This is a genomic window from Pseudoalteromonas sp. S1650 (assembly GCF_005887195.1).
GTDB classification, from domain to species: Bacteria; Pseudomonadota; Gammaproteobacteria; order Enterobacterales; family Alteromonadaceae; genus Pseudoalteromonas; species Pseudoalteromonas simplex.
This window is the reverse complement of sequence record NZ_PNDF01000045.1, coordinates 57,630-82,644: the sequence shown is the minus strand read 5'-3', so window position 1 is coordinate 82,644 and position 25,015 is coordinate 57,630. Positions and strand designations below refer to the sequence as shown.

The window sequence follows — 25,015 nt, the reverse complement described above, 5'->3', positions numbered from 1 at the left end:
CTTAATTATTAATTGAAGTGAAATTCTTTTTAATTATCAGCCATTGCATGAGGAATACGATCAATTAAAGGTTTAAACAAATAACTCAGCATCGAACGCTCTCCATTTTTAACAAATGCTTGAACTGGCATCCCTGGCTGTAACACCAAATCTTTTAGCAGCGCTTGTTCATTGACGCGAATAGTTACTTGATAATAAGGTTGCCCAGTTCGTTGGTCGTTGACAATATCTTGTGTCAGGCTATCTATATTGCCTTTTACCTTTGGCGTGGTGCTGGTATTAAAAGCATTAAATAGCAAATCAACTTCTTGACCAAGTAAGATGCTATCAATTAGATGAACTGGTACTTTCGCATCGACAATAAGAGTTTGGCCTTTAGGCATTATTTCCATTAATAATTGTGATTGGGATACTACATCACCAAACGCATTAAGGCCTACGACTTGCCCCGCTGCTGGTGCGCGAACTTCACTATTATCCAGGCTAAATTGAGACGTAATGATCTGCTGTTTGAAATGACTAATACTTGCTTGATTGGTAGCCATCTGTTGACTGAGATCTTGTTTGTAAGCTTTTATTGTCTGTAGTAATTGAGTGTCTTGCTCTAATAATCTGGCCTGTTGTGCTTTTAGTTCTGCTTGTGAATTTGCTGAATCAGCGCTGATCTCCGCAGCTTGTGCTTGTAATTGATAAAGTTTTTCTTGTGATTGATAGCCTTTATCAACTAAAGCTTGTGTGTCTCTAAGCCAGTTTTTATATACCGACAATTGCTGTTGCTGACTGGCAACCACATTTTGTAGGCCTGAAATTCTCGATTGCGTAGTGTGTTTGTTATTTTCTAACAGTAAGAGTTTAGCATCCTGCGTTGCTTTTCTTTGTACAAACAATTGCTGATGCAAGCGCATAGCCTCTTCGGCTTGTGGTAATGCTATTTTGGTTAGCGCTGATGAATAGTGCAACTTCGGCGTTTGTGTAAACTCAGCATATAAACGTTCTTTTTCCGCCAGTGCCATATAATATTGAGTTGTTGCGGCCTCAAGCTGACTTTTAGCGACTCGGTTATCGAGGGTCACTAAAGGCTGATTTTTCTCAACCCACTGACCATTTTGCACTAACAACTGGGCAAGCACCCCACTTTGTGGAGCTTGTATTTGTTTTTTTCTTCCAGATACAATAACTTGACCTTCAATCACAGCACCTTTATCGAGTGGTGCAAAGGCTCCCCAAAGTAAAAAAACACCCAAACTTAGTGCCGTCATAATCCAGCCCCAAAGAATGTATTTACGACCTGCTATGCCGTGTTGAGCATTCATGCTATTGCCACTCCTTGTTGACTTTGTTTGGCTCTTTGCATGGCGTTTAATACGTTTTCTTTAGCGCCAAATGCCTGAACATGGCCTTTGTTTAGTAACAATATTTTATCGCTCATAGCTAAAATATTCGCTCTGTGAGTTATGAATATCACACTACTTCCAGCTTGCTTTAACGTTTTGATTGTTGCTGCTAACGCAGCCTCACCGCTGTCGTCTAAATTCGCATTTGCTTCATCTAAAATAACCACCTTAGGATCAGCATACACTGCTCTTGCAAGACCTATGCGCTGTTTTTCGCCGCCCGATAAACCGGTTCCTGCTTCACCTAGTTGCGTTTCATAACCATTACTTAACTTGAGTATCATGTCATGGACCCCAGCCAACTTCGCGGCTTTAATCACCAAGTGATCATCCACCTCGCCAAATCGTGCAATATTTTGCGCGATATTGCCTGCAAAAAGGCTCACATTCTGTGGTAAATAACCAATAAAAGGGCCTAAGCTTTGTTTATTCCACTGAAATACATCTGCGCCATCTAAACGCACTTTACCTATACGCGGCTCCCAAATACCGCATAGCATTCTCGCAATTGATGATTTACCAGCACCTGAGGGGCCTATAATGGCCAAAATTTCTGCAGGTTCAAGCTCAAAACTAATATTTTTAAGAACAGGATGCTGAGCCATTGGTGGGATTAAAGTGGCGTTCTCAATGGTTAATTTACCGCTTGGTTTAGGTAAACAAAGCCCTTCCTTTACTGATGGATATTGACATAACAAGCCATTTAAACGTTGTTGTGATTGCTTTACTGATTGCCATTGTTTAAAAGCACCAACCAATTGCTCAACTGGTGAGAGCATGCGTCCTGCCAAAATAGAGCCCGCAATCATCATTCCAGCTGTTATTTCTCCCGCAACAGCTAACCATGCGCCTGCACCTAGCATCATTGACTGTAATGCTAGTCGTAAAACTTTACTGGTTGCAGTAAGCACAGAACTAAAATTACTCGCTTCACTTTGATGGCAAATTCCAGCCCAGTGTTCTGACTGCCATCGTTCTTGTAAATTTTGCTGCATACCCATGGCTTGAGCAACTTCGGCATTATTAATGATATCGCTGGCGAGTCTGTTAGCATTTGTAGTTGCTTGTGAGGCTAAAACTAGAGACTGTTTAGCCCATAATTCATTTGCTAAAGCTAAAGCAAATAACACTAAACTACCAACCAATGCGAGCGTGCCCAATAAAGGGTGAAAAAAGAACAGAATGACTAAGAAAATAGGCGCCCAAGGCGCATCAAAAAAGGCAAACACGCTACTCCCTGTCATAAACTGACGAACTTGATTAAGATCGTTAATCAGTAGTCCTGAGTTAGCGTTACCAGTTTTAAGTTGATGCTGATATAACGCATTAAATACACGGTTGTGTAAAGTTTTATCAAATTGTTGACTAATGCTTATTAATACTCGGCTCCGGATCCACTCCAGCCCCCCCATTAATAAGAAAAATACCGCAACCATCGAAGAGATTAGCCATAAGGTGTCTAAATTTGCTGAGCTCAAAACGCGATCATAAACCTGCAACATGTAGATTGCAGGCAACAGCATTAATACATTAATGACCGCACTAAACCCTGCAACATGATAAAAACTGCGCATTTGCAGCTTTAAAGCATCTTTAAGTGGTTTACTCAGCGCTTGCGAAGCGTTCATTTAAACCTCGTTGTACGAACTGGTTTAAACAATGCTGCCGCAGTAAACAAAAACAGCCAACGCCAGTCTAAACTGCCGCCATTACCATAGCTAAGTGATTCACTGTCTTTTGCTTTGGCTTCTGCATCCACATACAAGGTTGCTAGGGCAGCAAAACGACTATTCACATCGCTATCCTTACAATTAACTGTCAATGTATAAACCCCTGTCTGTGGCGAAATAACCATACTGCCTTGCGGCTCTAGTGGCGAATCAGGTTGCCAGTCGCCAATCACTGTTTCCCCCGTTGCTTTACAGTCTGTTGCATTGAAACTGGACCAAGTCACTTCGGCTTGCTCTCCTTGCTTTATAGACCCTGGAGTTATGCTAATTGACACTGAGCCTGTCGGCTGTTGAGCACTTAAATCTACTTCAAATACAGTACCGAATTTATCATTGAGGTATTTATTACCAGAATTATCGGTGTACCCTCGGCCACCATATAAGGTGGTGCCGTATAAGTTACCGTTTGCAGCTAACATAATACCGGTTGGCACTTTGCCGTCGGCATCAACATCTATCCCCGCTTTAAAAGAGTGTACATGTTCAAAACCACTTTCAACGACCACGCCATTTTCAACTTTAATATCTGCGAGGCGAATGCGATAAATGGTGCCATTCCCGGTTACTTCCCCAAATTGTGAAGGATATGGGTTACCTTGCTTTACGTTTATAACTTCATCTTTATGGACACCGCCCCCCATCGTTGTACCATAAAGGTAGCCATTGTCCGTAATCGCCATTGGTCCACGGGGCTGACTGCCATCTAGGTCACTAAATGTATGCACTAACACAAAATCAGAACCATCTTTTTTTACTCTAAATACAGAGCCAAAAGGGTTACTGCCATCATAATGAGGATATTCTGTATGGATGAGATTTTCTTTATCGGTCACAGAATATAAGTCATAGCTACCACCACAAATGCCATTATCAAATTTTGCCTCTTGCTGATTGTGAACGATTATTCCTTTTGTTTTACACGTACCTACCGACGTGGTGCCGTATAAATAACCTTGTTGGTCTTCAACCAAATAGGTGGCTATACGCGCAGCTTCACCTCTTGTCCACGGAACTTCTCCCTCGGCTAAGGTAAACTCGTGTATAATTTCAGGGCTTTGTACTGGGTCGTTACTTAAGTCCATTGCGTAGAGGGCGCCGACAATAAAATCATCATCAATCGAGAGTGTATCTAAAAATGGTGTGCCTCTGGGGTAGGCCAAATAGCCAAATAATGTATTACCACTCAATAACATACCTCCCGCACCAGTATAATAGCCATACGGGTTATTGTTAAAACGGTGCATTTCAATCAGGGTATTATCGGCGTCTAAGCGCATTAACCGCGAGTAAGATTCGCCGTCTGTGTCTATAAACAGTAGCCGCCCCTGCTGATCAAAAATGGGCTGAACGTTAGGTTGACTGCTAAGCTCTTCTTCACTGTTATCAAAAACAATATTTTTATTACTGCCATCTGAGTGGACATAAAAAATGTTACCATCTAAATCAATACTATAAAGCCTATCGAGCTGTGGATGCTCAGCAAAACCCACGTATGATTTAATATCTTTAGCCAATGAAAAATAATGACCTTGCACCGGCGCCAGCCCCCACATATTTGCTGCCCTAGTGTCGTTACCAAAAATATCTACATGTCCTGTGGATGATATTCCCAGTAGTTGGTCTCGCTCAGCATTATAGATAGGGGGTGCATAGGGTTTCCCTGCCGTAGGCCAACCTTCAGGGCCACTATAATGAAGTGAAGTCAGGTAATTTACACTAACATCGTCAACCGCCGTGGTAGCAAAACAAGAAAGCGGCAAAGTGAATAAAAAAATGCAGAGTGTTTTCATAGCTAGCTCAATAAATTTTAAGTAGCACTGCAGCAAAGCTACAGTGCAGTTAGATTATGCAACGAGTTCGTATTCGACAAAGCTTGAAACACCAATAGTCTCAAGTGATGCAAAGCTAGCAGCACCAGTGTCGTTTAGGGTTAAGTCAATTCCATTGTCAGATAGTAAAGTAGTGAAGTAATCAAACTCCGCATCTTTTAAGCCATCTACAATGTTATGGGTGGTATTGTCACCAGTTGTACGGTCAATCACATTGCCGCTTGTATCAATACCGGCATTTAGGCCTATGGTATCTAGACCATCGAAACTAACTAACTCATCAGTGAAGCTGTATTCACCGTTAGCATCTTGAGTGATGCCGTAACCAAAGGAAATTGAGGCAATTTCACCGTAAATTGTATGAGATGGGCTAGAGAAGAAGGTGTAATCTAAGTAAGAGCCATCAGCAGCCTGAATGATAAAGCCTAGGCTGCCATCGCTTGAAGTGCCCTCTTGCACAAATTGCGTGCCAGAGAATGTGCCAAAGCTCCCCCAAAAACCTAAATCTACAATAGGATCTGGATTTTCAGTACCAGCGAAACTACCAATGCTTTCATCGTAAGTTGTATCAGTAAAAAACTCACTTGCGTAGGTGAAAAAGTCATTTAAACTGCCGTAGCTATAATTTGCACCATATGAAACTTGTATAGACATAATATTTCCTTTTCTGTTTTTGTAATGACCTAGAGGTCTGAAATAGTCATATCAATTGCGCGCCAGATTGATATGACTGGGTTAATTAGCAAAACTGGTTGCTAATTTAGCTTTTAATTTTGTTACGAAAGCGTCTACCAACTAATAAGCCAAGAGCCAAGATTAGACCGCCAAATGCCCCACCACTGCTGCTATTATCTTCTGGTTCAGGCTCTGGCTCTGGTTCTGGTTCTGGTGCAGGATTAACTAAAATATCCAAAGTTTGAACATAGTCAGTTTGGTCGTTATCTTGGCAAGTTAGAATGTATGATTTGTTGCCATCAGTGCTTGGCTCGATAGTTTCGGTACCACTGGTTTCTTTTGTACCTTCCCAGTCACCACTAGCCGTACATTGGCTTAAGTTAGATGTTTGCCAATTCAACTCTACGCTTTCTCCTAAGGTGATTTCGGTAACTGAAGAAGTAAAGTTCAGCTCTGGTTTTGGATTTACAACCACATTAACTAACTGAACATGTGTTTTTTGGTCAGTGTCTTGGCAACTTAATAAATAAGATTTTTCACCTTCAGAGCTTGGCTCAATTGATTCAGTACCACTGGCTTCTTTTGCACCTTGCCAATCGCCACTGGCAGTACATTGGCTTAAGTTGGTTGACTGCCAGTTGACTTCAACACTCTCTCCTAAAGTTATTTCAGTGGTTTGAGTATTAAACTCCAAGGCATGCTCTTTTACAGTGAATTGATATACGCTTCCTGTGTCGTTTACCGCGTCGCCATTGGTGGCACCGTAAATAATTTGTTCGCCATTCACTAGCGCACCAGCAGTTAAACCTACTGGTAAAGGTGAGGCTTGATCTGCAAAGTGGAGTACAAGCTGAAAATTGTCTTGCTCTTTATCAAGGTCACGTGCATCTGTACTTAGATTAATACGAAATAGCACACCTGAATTATCGTCACTGCCTCCGGCGCTTGTTGTACCGTAAATATTTCCATCTGCTGCAACTACAAGTGGACCCGCTGGCGTTTTACCATTTAGGTTTGTTTCTGCTTCATTTTGTTCTGAACCAAATGTATGTAACACGGTAAATGCGTCTAAATTGGTTTTGTGGGCACGCCATACTGTTTTAGCTGACGTTCCATATAACCAATCACCGCTTTCTACTAACGAGTTGGTTGCTAAGGTATGGTCATCGATAAGACCATGTAGGTTATTAGAAAAGGTTTTTAAAATTTGTACTTCTGAGCTGCCATCCGTTTTAGCATTAGTTAAATCTAGCTTAAACAAGGTGCCGCTTGGGAAGTCGCCATCTTCTAGGCCTTCGGTACTGCCTGCTCCATCAGACTTTGAAGATTTATGTGCAAGGCCATAAATCGCATTATCTTGCTCACTGTATATCAGTGAGGCAGGCGCTTCACCTTTAGTAAAAATATTGCCCTGTTTGTATTCATCACGGCTAAAGTCAATCAGTACTGCGATTTCACCTTCACTATTAAGACGCAGTAATGCACTATAATCACTACCTCGTTCATAAGCGGCAAAATAGAAGTTGTCTTGTGCATCTATTGTCATCAAGCCTTGTACTCGGAAGTCTCCCCCATTAATACTAGAGAGATCCAAATGCGATAGTGCATCCTCTATTACTTCGCCTTCACTCCATTTGAATAATGTTCTGTTTGCGCCACCGTAAACAACTCCCTGACTATCAACCACGGTATTCGTTACAAAGGCTAGCGTGTCGTTATTAACTTCGTTTATATATGTGGTGTAGTCGGTTAACTCGCCTTCGGTTAATTGGGGAGTGAAGCTATAAATACCCGACTGCGTTAGCGTGGCAAAGTCACTACCACCACCAGAAAGAAAAGTACCTATTAATTTACCATTATGGGTATTTAATGTCGGAGGTTTTGCAGGCATCATGCCTTTATCGCCGCCCATCATAATGGTCGGCGGTGTACCAAATGCATGTAATTGTTGTAGGTTAATTTCAGCTGCACTTGCAAGATTTGCGCTAAATAATGCACTGGTAATAAGGGCTAGCTTAAAGGTATGTCGCATTTTTATTCCTTTATTATTTAAAATGTTGCGGTTAATTGAGCAGTGGCGGTGCGCCCAGGCGCAATCCAATATGAAGTACCATTTGCTTCGGCATAATTGAGATCGGTCAGGTTGTCGACCGACATACGTAATTTAAACTGTGATGTGAATTGATATTCCAACCAAAAGTCATAAACTTGCCAGTCAACAACGTCTTCATAAGCGCTGCCACCACGACCGTCGTTATCTTCGTAACGCATTCGAGCGCCTAACTTTAAAGTGTCTTCAAATAACTTTAAGCCTAGGGTCAATGCACCACTATGTTTAGGTGGAGGGATATAGTTCAAGCTTCCCGATCCAGCTTGACCCATACTTGTTTCTGGATAACCTACTTGGCTGCCGAGAGGAAATGGATCATAGCCTCCCTTGCCAAGGTCAACATTCATTTTAGTGTAATTAAGCTCAGCAAATAGCCTTTTTGATTCATAATCAGCTTGCAGTTCAAGGCCATGAAAACGGATCTCATCTTGTAAATTGACATAACTCAGTGTCATTCCATTGTCATCAATAGAAGTAGGTCTCATCACGCGACCTTGGACAATAAAGTTATCGATGGTATTTTCGAACCATGCTGTTTTAATGAATAAATCGTGGCCTTTGGCTATATCAAGCAACTCAAAATTAAGACCAATTTCATTATTCCAAGCTTCTTCAGCTTCAAGTCCAGGGTTTGGGTAAAAAGGGAAAGAGTTACCAACATGAGCACCAAATAATAAGGTTTCTGTGATTTCAGGCGGCCTGACTGCCTGAGCTGAACTTAAGTAGCCTTGTATTTTATCGTTAAAGCGATAGGCTAAACGCATATTTGGTGAAAGGTAATTTTCATGCCGGTCAACGTCAAAGTCGGTATAGATCAAAGTGCGACTAGGCGAAACTCCGGGAGGGTTAAGAATGTAACCAGAGTATATTTCTCCACCTCCTTGCAGTGAAAATTGCTCATAGCGCAAACCTGATTCAAAAGAAAAATGCTCGCCGTATTGCCATTCTGCTTGAATATAAGCACTGCCTAGAGAGCGATCACCTTCAGGGGTTGCACCTGTAAACCAAGATGGGTCGCCAGTTCCTGGCGTTTGCTGTATTGCTTGAGGCTCTGTCCAGTCTTTAAAATACTCGCCGCCTAAAGTAACTAATAACAATGACTCATGTTGAGTTAACCAATCATGCTTGAGACTAAAAAAGGCAAGATTATCAACAACCATACCTAGGGTGTTGGTTTCATATTGCAATTTAAACTCGCCGTAGGGGTTGCTGCTTTCTCCCATTTCATAAACATGCTGACGCATTTGAGTGCGGTTGTAATAAACACTGGCATTAAGATTGAGGTAATTTGAGTTTGCAGCCCATGTGTAATCTAATTTAATCGTATCGTTATTAAGTGAACTGCTACTTTCGGGCTCTGCATCTACTGATGTCGTTGAGCCTTCTTCAAAGTTGCCATAAAAGCCGATATAGCTAAGTTTTACTGACTGCTCTTTATTTATTGTGTAATCAGCTTTGAGTAATGACGACCAGTTATCTTGCTCGGTAAAGTTACTCATTGCGCTAAAGTAATTACTAGAATCAGCATTACCACCATGTTGGCCTGGCTTAAAACGGCCAACATTCTTATGCCCTACCGCAGCAACAAGTTCTAGATCTTTTCTCACACGCACAGTAGACGCTAATAAGCCTTGCATGTGATAGGCATTGTTGCCAGATGAAATGGCTAGCTTAGTACCATGATCTTTACCGGGAGCCGCCAAATCATCAAATTCAAGCGTTTTAAAATTTACAACACCAGCAATCGCGCCAGCACCACCACTTTCGCCTACTGGTCCCTTTGCAATTTCGACACTCGACAGTAATTGAGGATCTAAATAAACCATCCCATTAGCACCATGACCACTTCGTTTGAAGTTCTGCCTAGCTCCGTCAATCATCACATTAACTCGACCAAAATCTTGTAAGCCACGAACATTTACTGCAACCCCAGGCTCCTGCCGAGTTTGGGAAGTGGTAACACCTGAAACGTTATAGAAAATATCTGATGTATCACGTGGGGCAATACGTTGAAGCTGAGCTTGATCAAGTTGAGTATTTGAAGAGGCTGATTGATAAATTTCTATACGCTTATTAGATGTAGCCTGAACCTCTAAGGTATCGAGTAAAATATCACCATTTGATTGGGCTAAGAGTACACGTATAACATAACTTCCATTAGCCGTTTTCTCGGCATACAAGCCAGTCCCTAAGAGAAGCTGTTGGAATCCTGTATCAAGTTCGAATTCCCCTTTTAGACCAGTTGATTGCAGATCGCCAACTTGCTTAGGATCAAACTGCAGCAAGATGCCTGTTTGGAGGGCAAATGTATTAAGTGCCTCAGCCAAACTACCTTGAGGTATATCAAGTTGGTGGGCTTGATCCGCTAACACCTTTGCAGAAAATGTAAATTGCAGGCATAGCAAGACTGTAAAAATTAAACGCGATAAGCGGCCTTTTAACATAAATAGTTCTCATTATTTTTTAGAGCTATTAATAGGACGCAGCAAAATCAAAAAGCAGTAATAAAATTTATTAATTAATGAAAATAATTTTATAACTTATTTTATTTCAATGAGATATATTCAAAATACTTAGCGACAGAGGTATGGGTCACCGCGGGTTCTGACGCTATCATCTGTAGCGCCATAGCAATATTGTCTGTTGGGTAAACACCTGAAACTCGGATATGTTCAAGTGCGGATTGGTTGTAAATAAACACGCCTTGATAATGAGGCTCAAGCAAACTTAATAACCTAGCTAAACTCATATTATTAGCAACTAACCTATTATTTAACCATGCTAATTCTATATCGGGGTTTGCAGCTGTTGGCCCAATGAGGTGACTATTAGCCACTGACATTGCTTGACCTTCCTTACCTACGACACATTTTTGAGCAGGTAAATAGCACAGCTCTACTTTTGATTCACTCACAACGACAAAGGTATCTTGTTCGTGGCGTTTAACAGTAAATTGTGTCCCCAAGGCTGTTGCCGTTGCTTTATCTGTCTCCACCACTAATGGCCAACTTGAATTAGTTTTTGCCACTAAATGTATCTCTCCCTGATTCAACTTAATCAATCGTTGCTTAGAACTAAATTCTATATCCACTTGGGTTTGCGCGTTGAGAGTCAGTATGGAGCCATCTTTAAGCTCAACAGTTTTTTGCTCCCCTTTTAGAGTGTAATAATCAGAACTGATTCCTGTTAGACCTACATGACTGGCTATGAGACCAAACCCGACAAAAAGTGCCGATAAAACGACCGATTTAGCAAAATGATTAGACTTAGGCTTATCTTTATCTAGTACCCTATTGAGGATTTTCGAATCAAAATGGCTGTTATCAGTGCTGTCAAATTCGCGCCACAGTGCTTGCAATTCTGAGTAAGCTTTTTGATTTTCAGGATCGGCTTTGAGCCACTGACTATGGGCTTGAATATCGGCATCGGTGAAGTTGTCAGAATTGAGTAAGACACACCAATTTGCGGCTTGTTCAAGCTTAGATTTGTAGTCTGGGTACTGTACGGACATTATGGCTTAATCGAGTAATTGACTGTGACAATGAAGCAATGTTTGAGCGATATATTTTTGCACCATACTCACCGATATATTCAGTTCCTGAGCAATTTCTTGATACTTCAGACCATCTAACCTTGCCATTAAGAATGCGCGCCTTGGTTTATCTGCTAACCCTTCAAGCAAGCGCGATAACGCCTCTAGTTTTTGAATCATTTCATGCACTTCTTCACACGAAGGGGCATATTCTTGTGAAGACTCTAACTGAGCTTCAAGGTAGGCTTGCTCAATGCGTTTACGTCTTGCTTTATCGATAATTAAACGATTTGCAATTGTAGCAAGGTAAGCACGGGGTTCTTTCACTTCAAATAAATCAATTGACGAAGTCAGAGCACGAATAAATGTGTCTTGTGAAAGGTCTTGTGCATCATGATGGCAATGAAGGTTAAGTTTCTTCTGTAAAAACCTTAATAACCAAAATTGATTGTCGCGAACAAATAGATCCATACCGGTGTAATTAAGCACTGCGGTTCCCTACCAACAACGGCAAATGATAACAATTATCATTACCGTATCATTGTTATTTCTTCAAGGCAAGTTTGTTGTTTAAAATATGATAATTACTACTTTTGGCTAATCTCTTTTCAAAACATTCCATTCAATCAGAGAATTACAACGAATCGCTTAAGGCAAATGCCCGCCGTCGACAAAAAATTTTAATTTTTATTACGGGAAAATGATTTTGGTGCGTCTTATCTAATATGACGTTTATTTTTTTCGCCATTTTTGTCAGTTGGCTGGAGTAGATTTAATGAAATTTGGAGTAGTGCTTTTTGTGGCTCTTGTTGGCTTTTTTTCCGGGCATAGTTATTCATCTGAGCAAGACCCAGTAAATGAAATAGTAAGCCAAGTAACTAAATTAGATAACCCACAATTAGCCGATAGCGCAGCTTTTGTTAGTCATGATCTGTCGCCTTGGGGTATGTATTTAGCGGCCGATGTGATTGTTAAAACCGTTATGATTGGCCTACTACTAGCTTCAATTGTGTGTTGGGGTATTTTTATCGCGAAGCTTATTTATCTTAATAAAAGTAAACGTGAAGGCAGGGCTTTATTAGTCAAACTATTAAATAGTCATAACTTAAAAATGGCAGAACAAGGTTTAACTCAAGAGCCAAGTACGGCAAAACTATTAATTCAAGCTTGCCTACATGAGCTTAACTTAAGTAGTAATTACGCAACGACAAGTGATGCATTAAAAGAGCGTGTTGCAGCTCGATTAGATAGGGTAAAAGCCGAGCTATCTGCAGATATGAACAAAGGAACGGGGGTTTTAGCAACCATTGGTTCTGTTGCTCCATTTGTTGGTTTGTTTGGTACTGTTTGGGGGATTATGAATAGCTTTATTAGCATCGCCAAAACACAAACAACCAACCTTGCTGTTGTCGCGCCAGGCATAGCTGAAGCATTACTTGCAACAGCTCTTGGTTTAGTTGCAGCAATACCCGCAGTTGTAATGTACAACTATTTTTCACGCTCTATAACAGCCTATAAATCGCAATTGTTAGACACAGTGACTGTCATAATGACAATCCTTAGCCGAGATTTATCAGCAAAAGATACTCAAGCAAAACCACTAGAGCAGTTAATTGACTATCAGCAAATCAAAGCTGCAGGGAAATAAAGCCGTGTCTTTTAACTTACAACAAGATGATGAAGAACTAGTTGAACAACATGACATTAATGTCACGCCGTTTATTGATGTTATGTTGGTTTTACTGATTATTTTTATGGTTGCTGCACCATTAGCAACAGTTAGCGTGCCTGTTGAACTACCCAGTATTGATTCTGAAACGAAAGCCTCTGAACAAAAACCAACTTACCTTACATTACAAAAAGATTTGTCTTTGGTTATTGGTGAAAAGCAGTCTGTCGCGAAAACAGAACTAGTTGAAGCGTTATTGCAGCAAAAAATCACTCATGAGCACGCAATTTTGATCCGCGCAGATCGCAGTGTGGATTACGGGGACTTTGTTGATTTGCTGAATATTCTTTCTAAAGCAGGCTATAAGAACATTGCGTTAGTTGGGCTAGAAAAAACACAAGCGAGTCAGCAGTAATGAGCATGATAGCTGGCCAGCCAACGCTTAGAACAGGCTATCGTAAATTACAGTTACTCTGTGTTTCAACAGTATTAGTTGTTCATCTATTGGTTGCAGCTTACTTTATTATGAGCCCAGCAATTGCAATAACACAAACGGCAAATGCCGCAATGCCTGATGCCGTCGTCATTAGTATGGTAGCCGCACCTAAAGTACCCAAAAATGCACTACCTGAGGGGCCTGAACAACAGATGGCAAGTCAATCCTCAGCTGAGAGTAAGCCTAAACCCAAACCAAAAGAACAACCAAAAGTCGAGCAACCAGAGCTTATCGCCAAGCAGTCTGAAATTAAAATTACAAAGCCTAAAGTAACTAAAAAACCCAAAGTAGCTAAAGTTGAAAAAGTGCAAGAAACAGCTGTTGATGACGCTAAGCCTGTTAAACAGAAAGTTGAACAGACAAAACAAAATTCCCAGAACGACAGCGCTGTTGCACAGACAACTGCACCAAAATCAATTGATGCAGCACCAGCAGAACAGCGTACAGGCCCAGTAAGTAATGTATTTAGCAAGCAACAAGCTGAGGCTAAGCAGCGCTGGCAAATGCAATTATCAGCTCACCTTGAAAGACGTAAACGCTATCCTCGAATGGCAAAACTGAAACGTCAGCAGGGCGTGCCTTGGGTCAAATTTACAATGGATCGAGAAGGCCAAGTAATTGCAGTCTCTTTATTTAGAGCAAGCGGTGTGTCATCCCTTGATGAAGAGGTACTTGCTCTGGTCAAACGCGCAGAACCATTACCCTTACCCCCAGACGAAATAGCAGGTACTACATTAACGCTCACCTTACCTGTTGAATTTTTTATAAATTAAATATTAGCTACACGGAGTTAATCATGTCTTCATTGGATATGGAAACAATTAAAGAGAACACTTTAACAGCCCAGTTTAAAGCAGAAACATCTTCTATTCATGATGGTTTAGATAAAGCGATTATGACTAAAAGGCCTTTTTCAAGCATTGAACGCTATGCATTGTTTTTACAAGTACAGCTAGCATTTCATATTACGGTCGCCCCTTTATATCATGATAAAAGGTTTCAAGATTGCATTGCAGGGCTTGCAGGTATGCAGCGCTTAGATGCTGTGTACGATGATTTATGCGATTTATCATTTAAACAGCAGGCCGATGAAATTCGTAAGCAATACGCTGATAAGCACACATTCTCATTTGAACAAGGCTTAGCGTGGTTGTATGTAGTTGAAGGCTCAAACCTCGGTGCAGAATATTTATTAAAAGCCGCCAAACGTATTGATTTATCAGAGACATTTGGCGCTAGACATTTAGCACCAGCCGAGCAAGGCCGCGGTGCTGCATGGCAACAGTTTTCTAATTCAATCAATAAAATAGAGCTTGATGATTTACAACGGAAAAATGCGCTTACTGCTGCTCAACAAGCATTTTCGTTTGTTCGTGAGCTAGTCGATAAAACATTTGCATAAGCCAAAAATAAAAATGAGCAGCAACAAAATAAAAAATACACACGGAATGACTGAAGGTTCCAAAGTACTCAAGGCACTATTCTTTCTCACAGGTTTAATTTTTACAGGTCTTGGAATTATAGGTGCGATTCTACCCGTGATGCCTACGACTGTTTTTTTAATTGTTGCTGTTTATTGCTTTGGGCGCTCTTCATCGCGGTTCGAAGCCTGGCTTTTAAATCATCGCCATTACGGACCAACATTAAGAAACTGGCAACAATATGGCGCGATTTCGCGTAAAGTTAAATGTATTGCCTGTGTGGGGATGGCAATAGGCTTCATATTATTTTATCTTGGTGCGTCACCATCATGGCCGCTTACAACAGCAGTCGCTTTGTTCATGCTATTGTCAGCTTGGTATGTCTTATCAAGGCCGGTTGCAGCTGAGTAAGAAACTCACGTTAGCTGTTTAAAGTTACAGCTAATACTAATCTGCAATAATACTTAATCATTTTCAGGGATTAAACCCACGATCTGCGTTAAAAATTTCTGCTTTACGAGCGCATGGATGCAGAAGGTAGAGCAATCAAGAGGCAATTGCCGAGCACAACTGAATAAAGAAATTTTTGCCTTGTTATCAACGAGGCTTTATTGCCTCAAAATAGACCACTTTATTAAGCGAATTGGTATAATTCGATATCGTAAAATTGTGTTTATTTTTAAATTGCTCTTTGAATGAAACATAAACTAATTTTCTTCTAACCATTGAGTGATATCAGTAATAAGCTGGGTAAGTATTTGCTCTATTTCTGTAATAGTTTTCTCAAGGTTTAAATTGCCTTGGCTCGCTTTTTTTTCAACGTCAGCGAATAAACTTCTCAAGTGACTGGCACTTATTTCTCCGCACATCCCCTTTAAGGCATGTGCAACCTGACGAACTTGCTCACTATCTTTAGCATTAATTTGGCTTTGCAATTCTTTAAGCCTTAGCGGCGCTTTAGTAATGAACATCTCGCATATTTTGATTAATAAGGCTTCTTTATTTAAAAGTCTAACCAATGCTTGCTCACGATCCCAAAGAGGCTCTAAATTACTTTGTTCAGTACTAAGCGAATCTCCCTCGTAATTCGATAAAGACCACTTAACAACTTTTGACTGAACTTCGTGAGCTTGGATAGGTTTACTAACATAATCACTCATTCCAACTGCAATACACTTTTCCTTCTCACCAGCCATAGCACTTGCCGTCATTGCTATGATGGGAATTTGTGCATAGTATTGACCAGCCTCTGCGGCTCGGATTTTTTCACACACTTCATAACCATTGAGAACCGGCATTTGGCAGTCCATTAAAATACAATGAATAACTTCGTTACTCACTTTAGAATTTAATAAAATTTCCAGCGCTTCTTGACCATTTTGAGCAGTAATAACCTCTATAGGCAATCCATCTAAGGCGCCAAGTGCAACTTCAATATTTATATCATTGTCATCCACAATTAATATTCGGCAGCCTTTAAGTTGGGTTAAAACATCTGCTGTTATGTCATTTTCTGTCGTTCTGTTTTCACTCAGCAAATAAAGTGGCTCATTTTCTGATACTTCAAAACCTGCAACTCTCAATAAATTAGTTTGTGTAATTGGTTTATTAAGGGATGTAACTTTTGTAACGAGCGCCTTTGGAAGGGGGTTAGTTGGTAGATGCAGTAAAATTATACGGCCTTGTTCTAATGTATTCGCGAGGCTATTTACCAGTGATTGAGGGTTTATCGCTTGAATACTTTCATAATCAATAAAAACATAATCAACATTGCTTGTATGTTCATCAGCAAGTGTGTTTATGTCGCTAACTTTAACATCAGCCCCATATACTTTTAGTAACTTTTGCATCACATCATGGCATTGCGAGTTGTTACTAATCAATAAAATACGTTTATGATTATAATAGTCTGAAACATCTGGTTTAGGGGCTTGGCTACTCCCAACTTTAATGTAAAAGCTAAATGCGCTCCCTTCATTAATTGCAGAATTAACTGCAATATCACCATTCATTATATTACACAGCTGTTTGCATATTGATAAACCAAGCCCTGTTCCGCCATAGTTGTCGGCTATAGAACTATTAGCTTGTTGAAATGCATCAAATAAATGACGTTGAGTATTTAACTCTATTCCTATCCCCGTATCTTGCACGGTAATTTTTAAGGTATGCTCCGTATTAGAAACCTGCTCAGATGATGCCGTTACTTTGATAAAGCCTTGCTCTGTAAACTTAATCGCATTACTAATCAAATTATTAATGATCTGAGTAAGCCTAAGTGGATCAGTCTTAACTTCGTAACAAGCCAGCCCGCTCGTATCTAAATAAACATCAAGACCTTTATCAAAAGCCCTCACAGAGCATGACTCGACTAAACTTTCGATCAGTAATTGAGGTTTGATTTTTTGAATGTTTAAATCGAGTTTACCCGACTCAATTTTAGATAAATCTAAAATATCATTTATTAATAGCCTTAAATTTGAAGCACTTAACTCCATCATATCTACAAGCTTACGGGCATTATCGGGCAATGTTTGACGTTTTAAAATATTCAACGTGCCAATCACTCCATTTAATGGCGTGCGTAGTTCATGACTGATATTAGATATAAATGCGCTTTTGATATCGCTGTGCTTTATTGCTTCATCTTTAGCTTCAGCAAGTGCTTGAGTTCTTTGCCTTACTTTTGCCTCAAGCTCCGAATTTAAACGTTTAACTTTATTCGCAGCTTCTTGTTCTTTGCTAATATCTCTAATAATCAATGCAACCCCGATTAAAACGCGCTGATCCGAAAAAACAGGGCTGACCGAAATGGCGAAATAATTCACCACACCGTTTTCAGAAATACTGCATTCATCTTTGATTTGTGTTTTTGAGTTTTGAATATCCGCAATGTAATCAGGAATAGGTAATCGGGCCAAAAAATCAATATCTTTACTCGCTTTTCCTATCGACATCGAACTTGCCAACATTAATAGGTTTTCAGCTGTTTTATTTAAACTTGTCAATTTACCTTCTAGATTTAAACCAACAATGGCATCTATCGACCCTTCAACGATAGCAGACGCTTCTCTTCTAGCCTCTGCTAGTAACTGGCTCCGGTTTGCGTTTCGGTAAAACGTTAACAGTAATACCCCCGTAAAAAGAATTATCAAAATTAATAAGCTATAGGTCATGACCCGCTTTTCATTTATTACTTTATCAACGTATTGCTTAGCCACTAAAAGATTAAAATTGATAAAGCCATAACTTTTACCTGGTCTTGTTTGTACTTTTTCTGAATGAACATAAAACTGCCGAGTTGTTGGTGAAGTTGCAGTGACTAAATATAACTTTTGGTGCTGAACAGGCTGATCGTACACTGACTGCCATGTAATAGACGGATCTAAGTCTCTCGTAAATTGATACCCTTCATAAGGGTGATAAATAAAATCTCCCTCTGAACTGCTGATCACTAACTGAGAATAATCAAAAATAGTTTCTTTTAGCTTCTGTATTAATGGGGTGGCATTTACATTCATGATTAAAAAAGCAAAACGCTTTCCTTTATCACTGTATATGGGTATAGAAAAACGCAACATGGGTTTGTAAGGAAACACTACCTCGCCAAACTCTTTGTTTAGCGACATAGGCGACATGTATATTTGGTTCACTTCTAATAATGAACTTGGCAAAAAATAAGGTTCTGCGCTTTTCGCTTGTAAAGAATAGTCAGGTACAGCTTCTACTGAAGCGCCAACACGTTGCACACGAATTAACTCTTTTCCTTCTGCGCTCACAGCTATTATGCGCAGCTGTTCAACCGCAAGGTTGTTCTCCATAAAGCCTATAAAAATGGTTTCAAGCCGCTCCTTCCATTGCTGATAGGTTGTACCATCGTAGGGGTCAATTCCATCATTAAAATGAGCCCGAGGTAGGCCAGCTATAGGGGGCGTTGAATATAAAAATCGTAAATCAGATTTCGACTGCAATATTGAAGATGTGAGTATTTTCTTTAAACGCTGGTTTGTTTCTGTAAACTCTTGATCAATTGAGTTTAACGCATCCCGTTTAACATGCCCCTCGAAAAAGTAGACAGCGATGGCAGCAAAAACGCTAAAAATTAATGAAACAAATAACAAAAACGTTTTAGATGACATTGTGCTTTTATTATCTATATTGAGACTGTTCACATTGCTTCCTTGTTAGTTTATTGGTGATGCTGAGAACACCACTTAACCAAAACACGTTTTAAGTTTTCGAACTTAATTGGCTTGCCAATAAAGTCGTTCATACCCGCTTCAAAGCATCGCTGTTTGTCTGCTGCAAGCACATTTGCGGTTAATGCCACTATGGGTGTGTGCTTATAGGCAGGTAGTTTTCTAATTTTCAATGTTGCCTCAGGGCCACCCAATACCGGCATTTGCATATCCATAAAAATAATATCAAACGCCCCTATTTCACACTGTGCTATGGCCTGTTCCCCATCATCAGCTAAACTGATCGACTTTATATTAAACTCAGCCAACATAGACTCGATTACCACTTGGTTAATATCATTGTCTTCAACCACCAGTGCAGTTACATGGGAAAAATCAACGGACTTTTCACTACTCTCTTCAAGAAGGCTTTCACTAATAGCAGGGGTTATGAATGTTCGGGTAACATTAAGCTCAAAATAAAACATAGAGCCTTTATCTGGTTCACTTTCTACTTTTAATGACGAATTCATCAAATGTAACAACTTGCTTGAGATAGTCAGGCCAAGCCCAGTGCCACCGAAGCGACGAGTAATAGAAGCATCTGCTTGAGAGAAAGCGTCAAACAAAGAATCTAGCTGTTCATTGGCAATACCAATACCCGTGTCAGATACACTAAAAGTTACTTTAAACTCATCATTCACTACTTCTTCAATAATGACGTTGAGTAACACGCTACCACGATGAGTGAACTTAATTGCATTGCCTAATAAATTAATGAGTACTTGTTTGAGCCGAGTTTCATCACCTAAAAATATAAAGTCGGTGAGCTCTGGCGTTGTCGTAATAAATAACTCAATACCTTTATTTTCAGCTTGTTGCGAAAATAAATGCGTTAACTCGTTCAACAAGGAGCTTAATTCAATTGGACCTGACTCAAGCTCTACTTTAGCAGCCTCAATTTTACTCAAATCTAAAATATCGTTAATAATAACCAGTAAACTTGCACCTGATGATTTAATGATATTGAGCATCTTTGCTTGCTCTGCCGATAATGGTGTGCGACTTAGCTGCCGAGCCATACCTAAAACACCATTCATAGGAGTTCTGATCTCATGACTCATATTTGCTAAGAATTCAGATTTTACTTTCGCTGTACGCTCAGCTGATTGCTTTGCATCTGCAAGGTCTTTACTTAAAACCCTGAATCGTTCTGCTGCATTCGCTAAAACACCAATTTCATCTTTGCGATTTAAATCATAAATTTTGGCCGAAAGGTCACCACTCAAAAAGTATTTAAAACTAACGGTAAGGCGCTTAATTGCATGCGAAATTTGCAAATGAAACGCAATTGCAAAAGCCACAATATAAATAACAACACCGATCGCAAGGAGCTTTAAAATACGCTCAGAATTTGAAACTGTTTTTTCAGCCTCCGATTTAATTTGTTTTAATCTCGATAAAGAAAGCTCTCTTAGCTGGTTTGATAAGGTACTAAATTCGATAGCATCACCTGCCATAACCACATTGACTAAACTTAAGTAATGACGGTTAGCTTGAATACTTTTAGAGAATTGCTGCTGATAATTAGCAGTAAACTGGGACATTTTATCGAGTGTTATCGCAGGACCTTGAAGCACTTGTAGTTTTTGATTAAGCAAGCGCAGTGTAGTATTCACTTTAGCCCTTTTTGAATAGTCTTTCTTCGATAAAAATTGATACGCATCGTGATGCATTGAATGCCATAGATTAGTGAGCTCTGCGATACTTAATTTATCTTCTGTATTGATGCTATTTGATTTCAAAGTTTCAAGTTCTGCTATCGCATTAGTGTAGATACTTGGTAACACCTGATAGGTTAAATGTGCCCTGGCCTCATAGCGTTTTGTAAGTACAGCTAGGTTCTCATCGTATCGACTCAAAAGCTCAGACATCGAATCTAAGTAAACCTGACTGTTTGCTTCATTTTGATTAAAATTTATATTACCTAAACGTTTTTTTATACTTTGAAAGTTATCTTCTATTTTATTAAAAACAGACTTACTCCCTGAGTTGCCGTACACAGAAATATCACGCTGCATCTCTACAATGTCTTTATTTATTCTTAAGATACTCACCGCATAATTACTGATACGGCTAATCTCTACAAATGCCGTTTCTATGGTTTTTAATCGCTTATCCATTACAAAAAAACTAGCACTCAATGCTAAAAGTAATAGCAGCAGCGCCAGCGACATCTTTGCAGCAATTGATTTAGAAAAGATGTTAAGCAATCTAAGCCCTTATGAATTTAACAATTCAAACCATTTATCTAAGCTGTAATCGTAATTAGGCATCACAGTATTCCATACTGCGATATTTGAAAATCGCTGAATATAGCTACCACCATCACGCTTTTGACCCGCTTTTACAGATACCTTTTCATCGGTACCGCGTAAATCTACAACGGCTTCTTTACCCTCATACCAATAACTCCACTCCGGCTTTGACATTAAGGGCTGGCTTCGCTCTGGGTTTGAAATGTAGTACCCTTGCCTTGCGATAAAAGCTCCTGGATAACCAGATAACCACCAATTCATATAATCGTATGCTGCATCTTTTACATGCCCTTGTGTATTGGCTGATAAGCACATAACACCATGCCAAGCTCGGTAGCCTTCTTTTGGAGATGCATAAACCACGGGAATGCCTGCTCCACGACACGCACTCACCCCTGGCGAGAACATACTTTGGATGTTTACTCGTTTTGTTTTCATAAAGTCCACCGATTGTGGAACCGATGTCCAAAAGCCAGAAAAATGCCCTTGTCGTTTTTTTTCTAATAAAATAGCAAAAAGTTGATCAATTTCGGCAATACTCATATCGCCCATGTCATTAAAAGTCATTAGTCCCTGACCCTGCGCAGCAAGGGCCGCATCAAAGATACCTATTGTAGGGGCGTTTACTAGCGCAACTTTTCCTTTGTGTTTTTCATCAAGTAACCAAGCCCATGATTCAGTTTGATAAGGGATCCCTTGCTCTATCACTTGGGTGTTGTATCCGAATGAGTCAACATTATGAACATAAGGCATAAAGCTAATTGCTTTGCTCGGAGTTTGCGATAGCGTACCGTCGTCTTGAACATAAAGCAGTTTATTAGGAGAGTCGCCCGCGCCAAGTTTAGCTTCAGGGACTATTTTTCCGGTTTTTGTTAATGGGTTTATTTCATCCCAATAAACAAGCCTATCTATATCGATAGGTTGAATTGCCCCCGCTTGCCATAAAATATTAATTGAGTCTGACCATTGTTCGTACAAATCAAATGAACTTGGATTTGCTGCTGCTTTTTGTAAAACGGCGGCGCTTCCCATTGGCGTAAACTCTAGGTTAATGCCTAATTCACGCATTGCCCTGCTTCTGAGTTCTTCTTGCAATGTAACATGTGTGCCAAGCACCCTTAATGTGACTTTATTTTTAGCAAAAACATAAGGTGCTTTAAATGCAAGAGTAGAGACGGCCGCGCCAGCTCCTAAACCTTTAAGAAAACGCCGACGATCAACTGAGTTAGTCATTTGAAGTTCCAACGAATTTATAGTTTTTAAAGTGTAGAATAAATTTCAAAAATTGATTCAAAAGACATACAAAAGATAAACTTAAGCTCAAACATACTGGTCGTTATTGTGCAACGAGGGTAAAAGCAATTGCGTTAGGCTTTCATAATTCATTGGCTTACCAAGCAAGTAGCCTTGCCCTGTGGCACAGCCCAACTCATCTAGTTTGTTTTTTTGCTCAGCCGTTTCTATTCCTTCAGCAACAATTTGAAGATGAAGAGAGTGCGCAAGTTCAATAATCGTTGAAACAATATCAAGCGCTTGCGAATCAGTTAGCATATCACGTACAAAGGACTGATCTATCTTCAATACATTTAAAGGAAACAGCCTTAGATACGACAAGCTAGAATACCCTGTACCAAAATCATCAAGGGCAATACTCACTTTCATTTTGGCAATTAATTTAAGTTGGTTGACCGCATACTCATAGTTTTCAATTAGCGCTGACTCTGTCACTTCTAACTCTAAATATTTACTTGGTAGCTGAGTTTTCTCTAAAATCATCGCGACTGTGTCTACAAGTTTTGAGTCGGTAAACTGTTTAGCGGAAATATTTACGGCCACTTTTGTCGGCACACCTGCATCTAACCAGCGTTTTGCACTAATACAGCTTTTTTCTAAAACTTGCTCGCCTAACCTAAAAATTAAGCCCGTTTCTTCAGCATACTCAATAAAATTCAGTGGTGATATAAACCCGCCCTCATCATCACTTAAACGAACTAAACTTTCTACGCCAACCATTTCGCCACTACGTAAATCGTATTTAGGTTGATAGTGCACATCAAGGGCGTTATTTTCGAGGGCTTTTCTTAACTTATTACCTACATCAAGGCGTTTATTCATTTCAACCTGTAAGTCTGTGCTGAAATAGCAATAACTATTTGCCGCTTCGTTCTTTGCCTTATACATAGCGGAGTCTGCATGGCGAAGCATTTCTTCAACACAATTAGCATCATCAGGGTAAACACTTATGCCTAAGCTTGCAGAAAGAATATGTTGTTCGCCACCAGAGCGAAATGGCTTACTAATTACATTAAGCACTTGATTTATCAAAGGCTCTAGACTCAAAGAATGTGACTCATGAGGGACAACAAGCGCAAATTCATCCCCCCCGACACGTGCAACTGTAATATCGTTACAAGCAAAGCAATCTAAAGAGTGGCCAATATGAGCAATAATTTCGTCTCCAATATGATGGCCTAACGCATCATTTATAAACTTAAATTTGTCCAAATCGAGCAGTAATAAACTTAGCTTAGTGTCATTAAAAGAGGCTCTGGCAATACCTTGAGTTAATCTATCATGCAGTAATACGCGGTTTGGTAGTGAGGTTAGTTGATCATGATGTGACAAGTACGTCATTTGAACCGACATAGCGAGCGTTTCACTAACATCTTGAAAAACCATAACAGCACCGCATTGTTGTTTTTTTTCATTTAAAATTGGTGCTGCGCTATCTTCAACTCGGTGTTCAACCCCTTGTTTACTCGTTAGTTGCGTGTTTATTGCCATCGCCACAGGGCGGTTTTCCTTTAGAGCAATAGTAAGTGGATTTATTGAAGGTGTTTTTGTTGTGGAGTCAGTTAATTTCATCACCTCTTCAATATGACGACCCTTTGCAGCAGTTTGAGACCAGCCCGTAAGCCTTTGCGCTACAGGGTTCATATAAGTAATTTGGGCATGTTGATCCGTTGAAATAACGCCGTCTGCTATCGAATCAATTGTAATACGTAAATGCTCTTTTTCAGCAAATAAAGCAGCTTGGGTATTTTGTAAAATATTCTCTTGCGCTTTAACTTTAACGTGATTTTCTATTCGCAATCGACATAACTTTAAGTTCAGAGGTTTAGAAATAAAATCAATTGCGCCTAAAGACAATGCTGATTCTTCAATTTGTGGATCACCATGTGAAGTAATAACAATAATTCGTAGCTGTTCAAACTCTGGGTTGAATTGAAGTTCTTGTAAAATATCAAAGCCACTAATTTTTGGCATTTCTAAATCAAGTAACAAAACATCAGGTTTTGCTTTATGGATTAACTCTAGTGCTTGGGTACTGTCGTTTAAGGTGATTATGTTACCAACATCTTCTAGTGCGTGTTCAAGTTGTAAAGTGTTAATCTCTTCATCATCAATGATAAGAATAGTGCAATTATCGACCATCTTTTTCCCTCTACTACGTATTTGTACCTGATTAAACATAGTTCGAAAATCAAAAAAGCGGCAACACTTTTTCATTAGAAAAATTAAAATTAAATCCATTTTCATTAACTGCTTTAACTTTCTAAGCCAAAGCCAATTCCTTTTAACTAGCTAAAGGAGCGCTTTGCTTGGCCTTACTCTAAATAGTCTTGCTTCGATGCCGCTTTTAAAAGCCTTGGTCAACTGCTT

Annotated in this window: 17 protein-coding genes; 5 read left to right on the top strand and 12 right to left on the bottom strand. The window is 39.8% G+C overall.

The features are described 5' to 3' along the window. Positions 1 to 29: 29 nt before the first annotated feature. From CWB80_RS14165 to CWB80_RS14130, 8 genes are all read right to left on the bottom strand, one after another. Positions 30 to 1,313: an HlyD family type I secretion periplasmic adaptor subunit gene (locus tag CWB80_RS14165; protein WP_138599170.1), complete on the bottom strand. Its 1,284-nt coding sequence runs from the start codon at positions 1,311 to 1,313 to the stop codon at positions 30 to 32. After that, a complete protein-coding gene (locus CWB80_RS14160) occupies positions 1,310 to 3,022 on the bottom strand; it encodes a type I secretion system permease/ATPase (RefSeq protein WP_138599169.1) in 1,713 nt (570 codons plus the stop codon). The genes CWB80_RS14165 and CWB80_RS14160 overlap by 4 nt, the downstream gene beginning before the upstream one ends. Beyond that, a complete protein-coding gene (locus CWB80_RS14155; protein WP_138599168.1) occupies positions 3,019 to 4,914 on the bottom strand; it encodes a hypothetical protein in 1,896 nt (631 codons plus the stop codon). The genes CWB80_RS14160 and CWB80_RS14155 overlap by 4 nt, the downstream gene beginning before the upstream one ends. A 54-nt stretch (positions 4,915 to 4,968) precedes the next feature. Next, positions 4,969 to 5,607 carry a heme acquisition protein HasA gene (locus CWB80_RS14150; protein WP_138599167.1) on the bottom strand — a complete coding sequence of 213 codons (639 nt, stop codon included), beginning with the start codon at positions 5,605 to 5,607 and terminating at the stop codon, positions 4,969 to 4,971. 106 nt (positions 5,608 to 5,713) lie between these two features. Continuing rightward, entirely contained in the window at positions 5,714 to 7,660 is a 1,947-nt protein-coding gene (locus CWB80_RS14145; protein WP_138599166.1) for a choice-of-anchor tandem repeat GloVer-containing protein, read from the bottom strand. Between the two features lie 17 nt (positions 7,661 to 7,677). Continuing rightward, positions 7,678 to 10,182 (bottom strand): TonB-dependent receptor, encoded by a 2,505-nt coding sequence (locus CWB80_RS14140; protein ID WP_138599165.1) that lies wholly within the window; start codon positions 10,180 to 10,182, stop codon positions 7,678 to 7,680. A 101-nt stretch (positions 10,183 to 10,283) separates the two neighbouring features. Next, entirely contained in the window at positions 10,284 to 11,249 is a 966-nt protein-coding gene (locus CWB80_RS14135; RefSeq protein ID WP_138599164.1) for a FecR family protein, read from the bottom strand. A gap of 6 nt (positions 11,250 to 11,255) precedes the next feature. Then, positions 11,256 to 11,759, bottom strand: coding sequence for a sigma-70 family RNA polymerase sigma factor (locus tag CWB80_RS14130; RefSeq protein ID WP_200909101.1), 504 nt, complete (start codon positions 11,757 to 11,759; stop codon positions 11,256 to 11,258). Between the two features lie 286 nt (positions 11,760 to 12,045). Between CWB80_RS14130 and exbB the strand changes: the two genes are divergently transcribed. From exbB to CWB80_RS14105, 5 genes are read left to right on the top strand one after another with little or no spacing between them, the layout of a single operon-like run. Beyond that, complete coding sequence (gene exbB, locus CWB80_RS14125; protein ID WP_138599163.1) at positions 12,046 to 12,918, top strand: tonB-system energizer ExbB; 873 nt, start codon at positions 12,046 to 12,048, stop codon at positions 12,916 to 12,918. A gap of 4 nt (positions 12,919 to 12,922) precedes the next feature. Then, positions 12,923 to 13,354, top strand: a complete 432-nt coding sequence (locus tag CWB80_RS14120) for a biopolymer transporter ExbD (RefSeq protein WP_054553556.1) — start codon at positions 12,923 to 12,925, stop codon at positions 13,352 to 13,354. Next, complete coding sequence (locus CWB80_RS14115; protein WP_138599162.1) at positions 13,354 to 14,208, top strand: energy transducer TonB family protein; 855 nt, start codon at positions 13,354 to 13,356, stop codon at positions 14,206 to 14,208. The genes CWB80_RS14120 and CWB80_RS14115 overlap by 1 nt, the downstream gene beginning before the upstream one ends. A 23-nt stretch (positions 14,209 to 14,231) precedes the next feature. Further along, positions 14,232 to 14,837, top strand: a complete 606-nt coding sequence (locus CWB80_RS14110; protein WP_138599161.1) for a biliverdin-producing heme oxygenase — start codon at positions 14,232 to 14,234, stop codon at positions 14,835 to 14,837. A gap of 13 nt (positions 14,838 to 14,850) precedes the next feature. Next, positions 14,851 to 15,267 (top strand): YbaN family protein, encoded by a 417-nt coding sequence (locus CWB80_RS14105; protein ID WP_249362583.1) that lies wholly within the window; start codon positions 14,851 to 14,853, stop codon positions 15,265 to 15,267. Between the two features lie 296 nt (positions 15,268 to 15,563). On the opposite strand, the gene CWB80_RS14100 is transcribed toward CWB80_RS14105, so the two are convergent. The 4 genes from CWB80_RS14100 to CWB80_RS14085 form a co-directional block, all read right to left on the bottom strand. Then, positions 15,564 to 19,028 (bottom strand): ATP-binding protein, encoded by a 3,465-nt coding sequence (locus tag CWB80_RS14100; RefSeq protein WP_138601928.1) that lies wholly within the window; start codon positions 19,026 to 19,028, stop codon positions 15,564 to 15,566. Between the two features lie 17 nt (positions 19,029 to 19,045). Further along, positions 19,046 to 21,307 (bottom strand): ATP-binding protein, encoded by a 2,262-nt coding sequence (locus tag CWB80_RS14095; RefSeq protein ID WP_138601930.1) that lies wholly within the window; start codon positions 21,305 to 21,307, stop codon positions 19,046 to 19,048. 9 nt (positions 21,308 to 21,316) lie between these two features. Then, on the bottom strand, positions 21,317 to 22,585 hold the full coding sequence (locus CWB80_RS14090) for an ABC transporter substrate-binding protein (RefSeq protein ID WP_054553551.1): 1,269 nt from the start codon (positions 22,583 to 22,585) through the stop codon (positions 21,317 to 21,319). A gap of 87 nt (positions 22,586 to 22,672) precedes the next feature. Continuing rightward, entirely contained in the window at positions 22,673 to 24,787 is a 2,115-nt protein-coding gene (locus CWB80_RS14085; protein WP_138601932.1) for an EAL domain-containing protein, read from the bottom strand. Between the last annotated feature and the right edge of the window lie 228 nt (positions 24,788 to 25,015).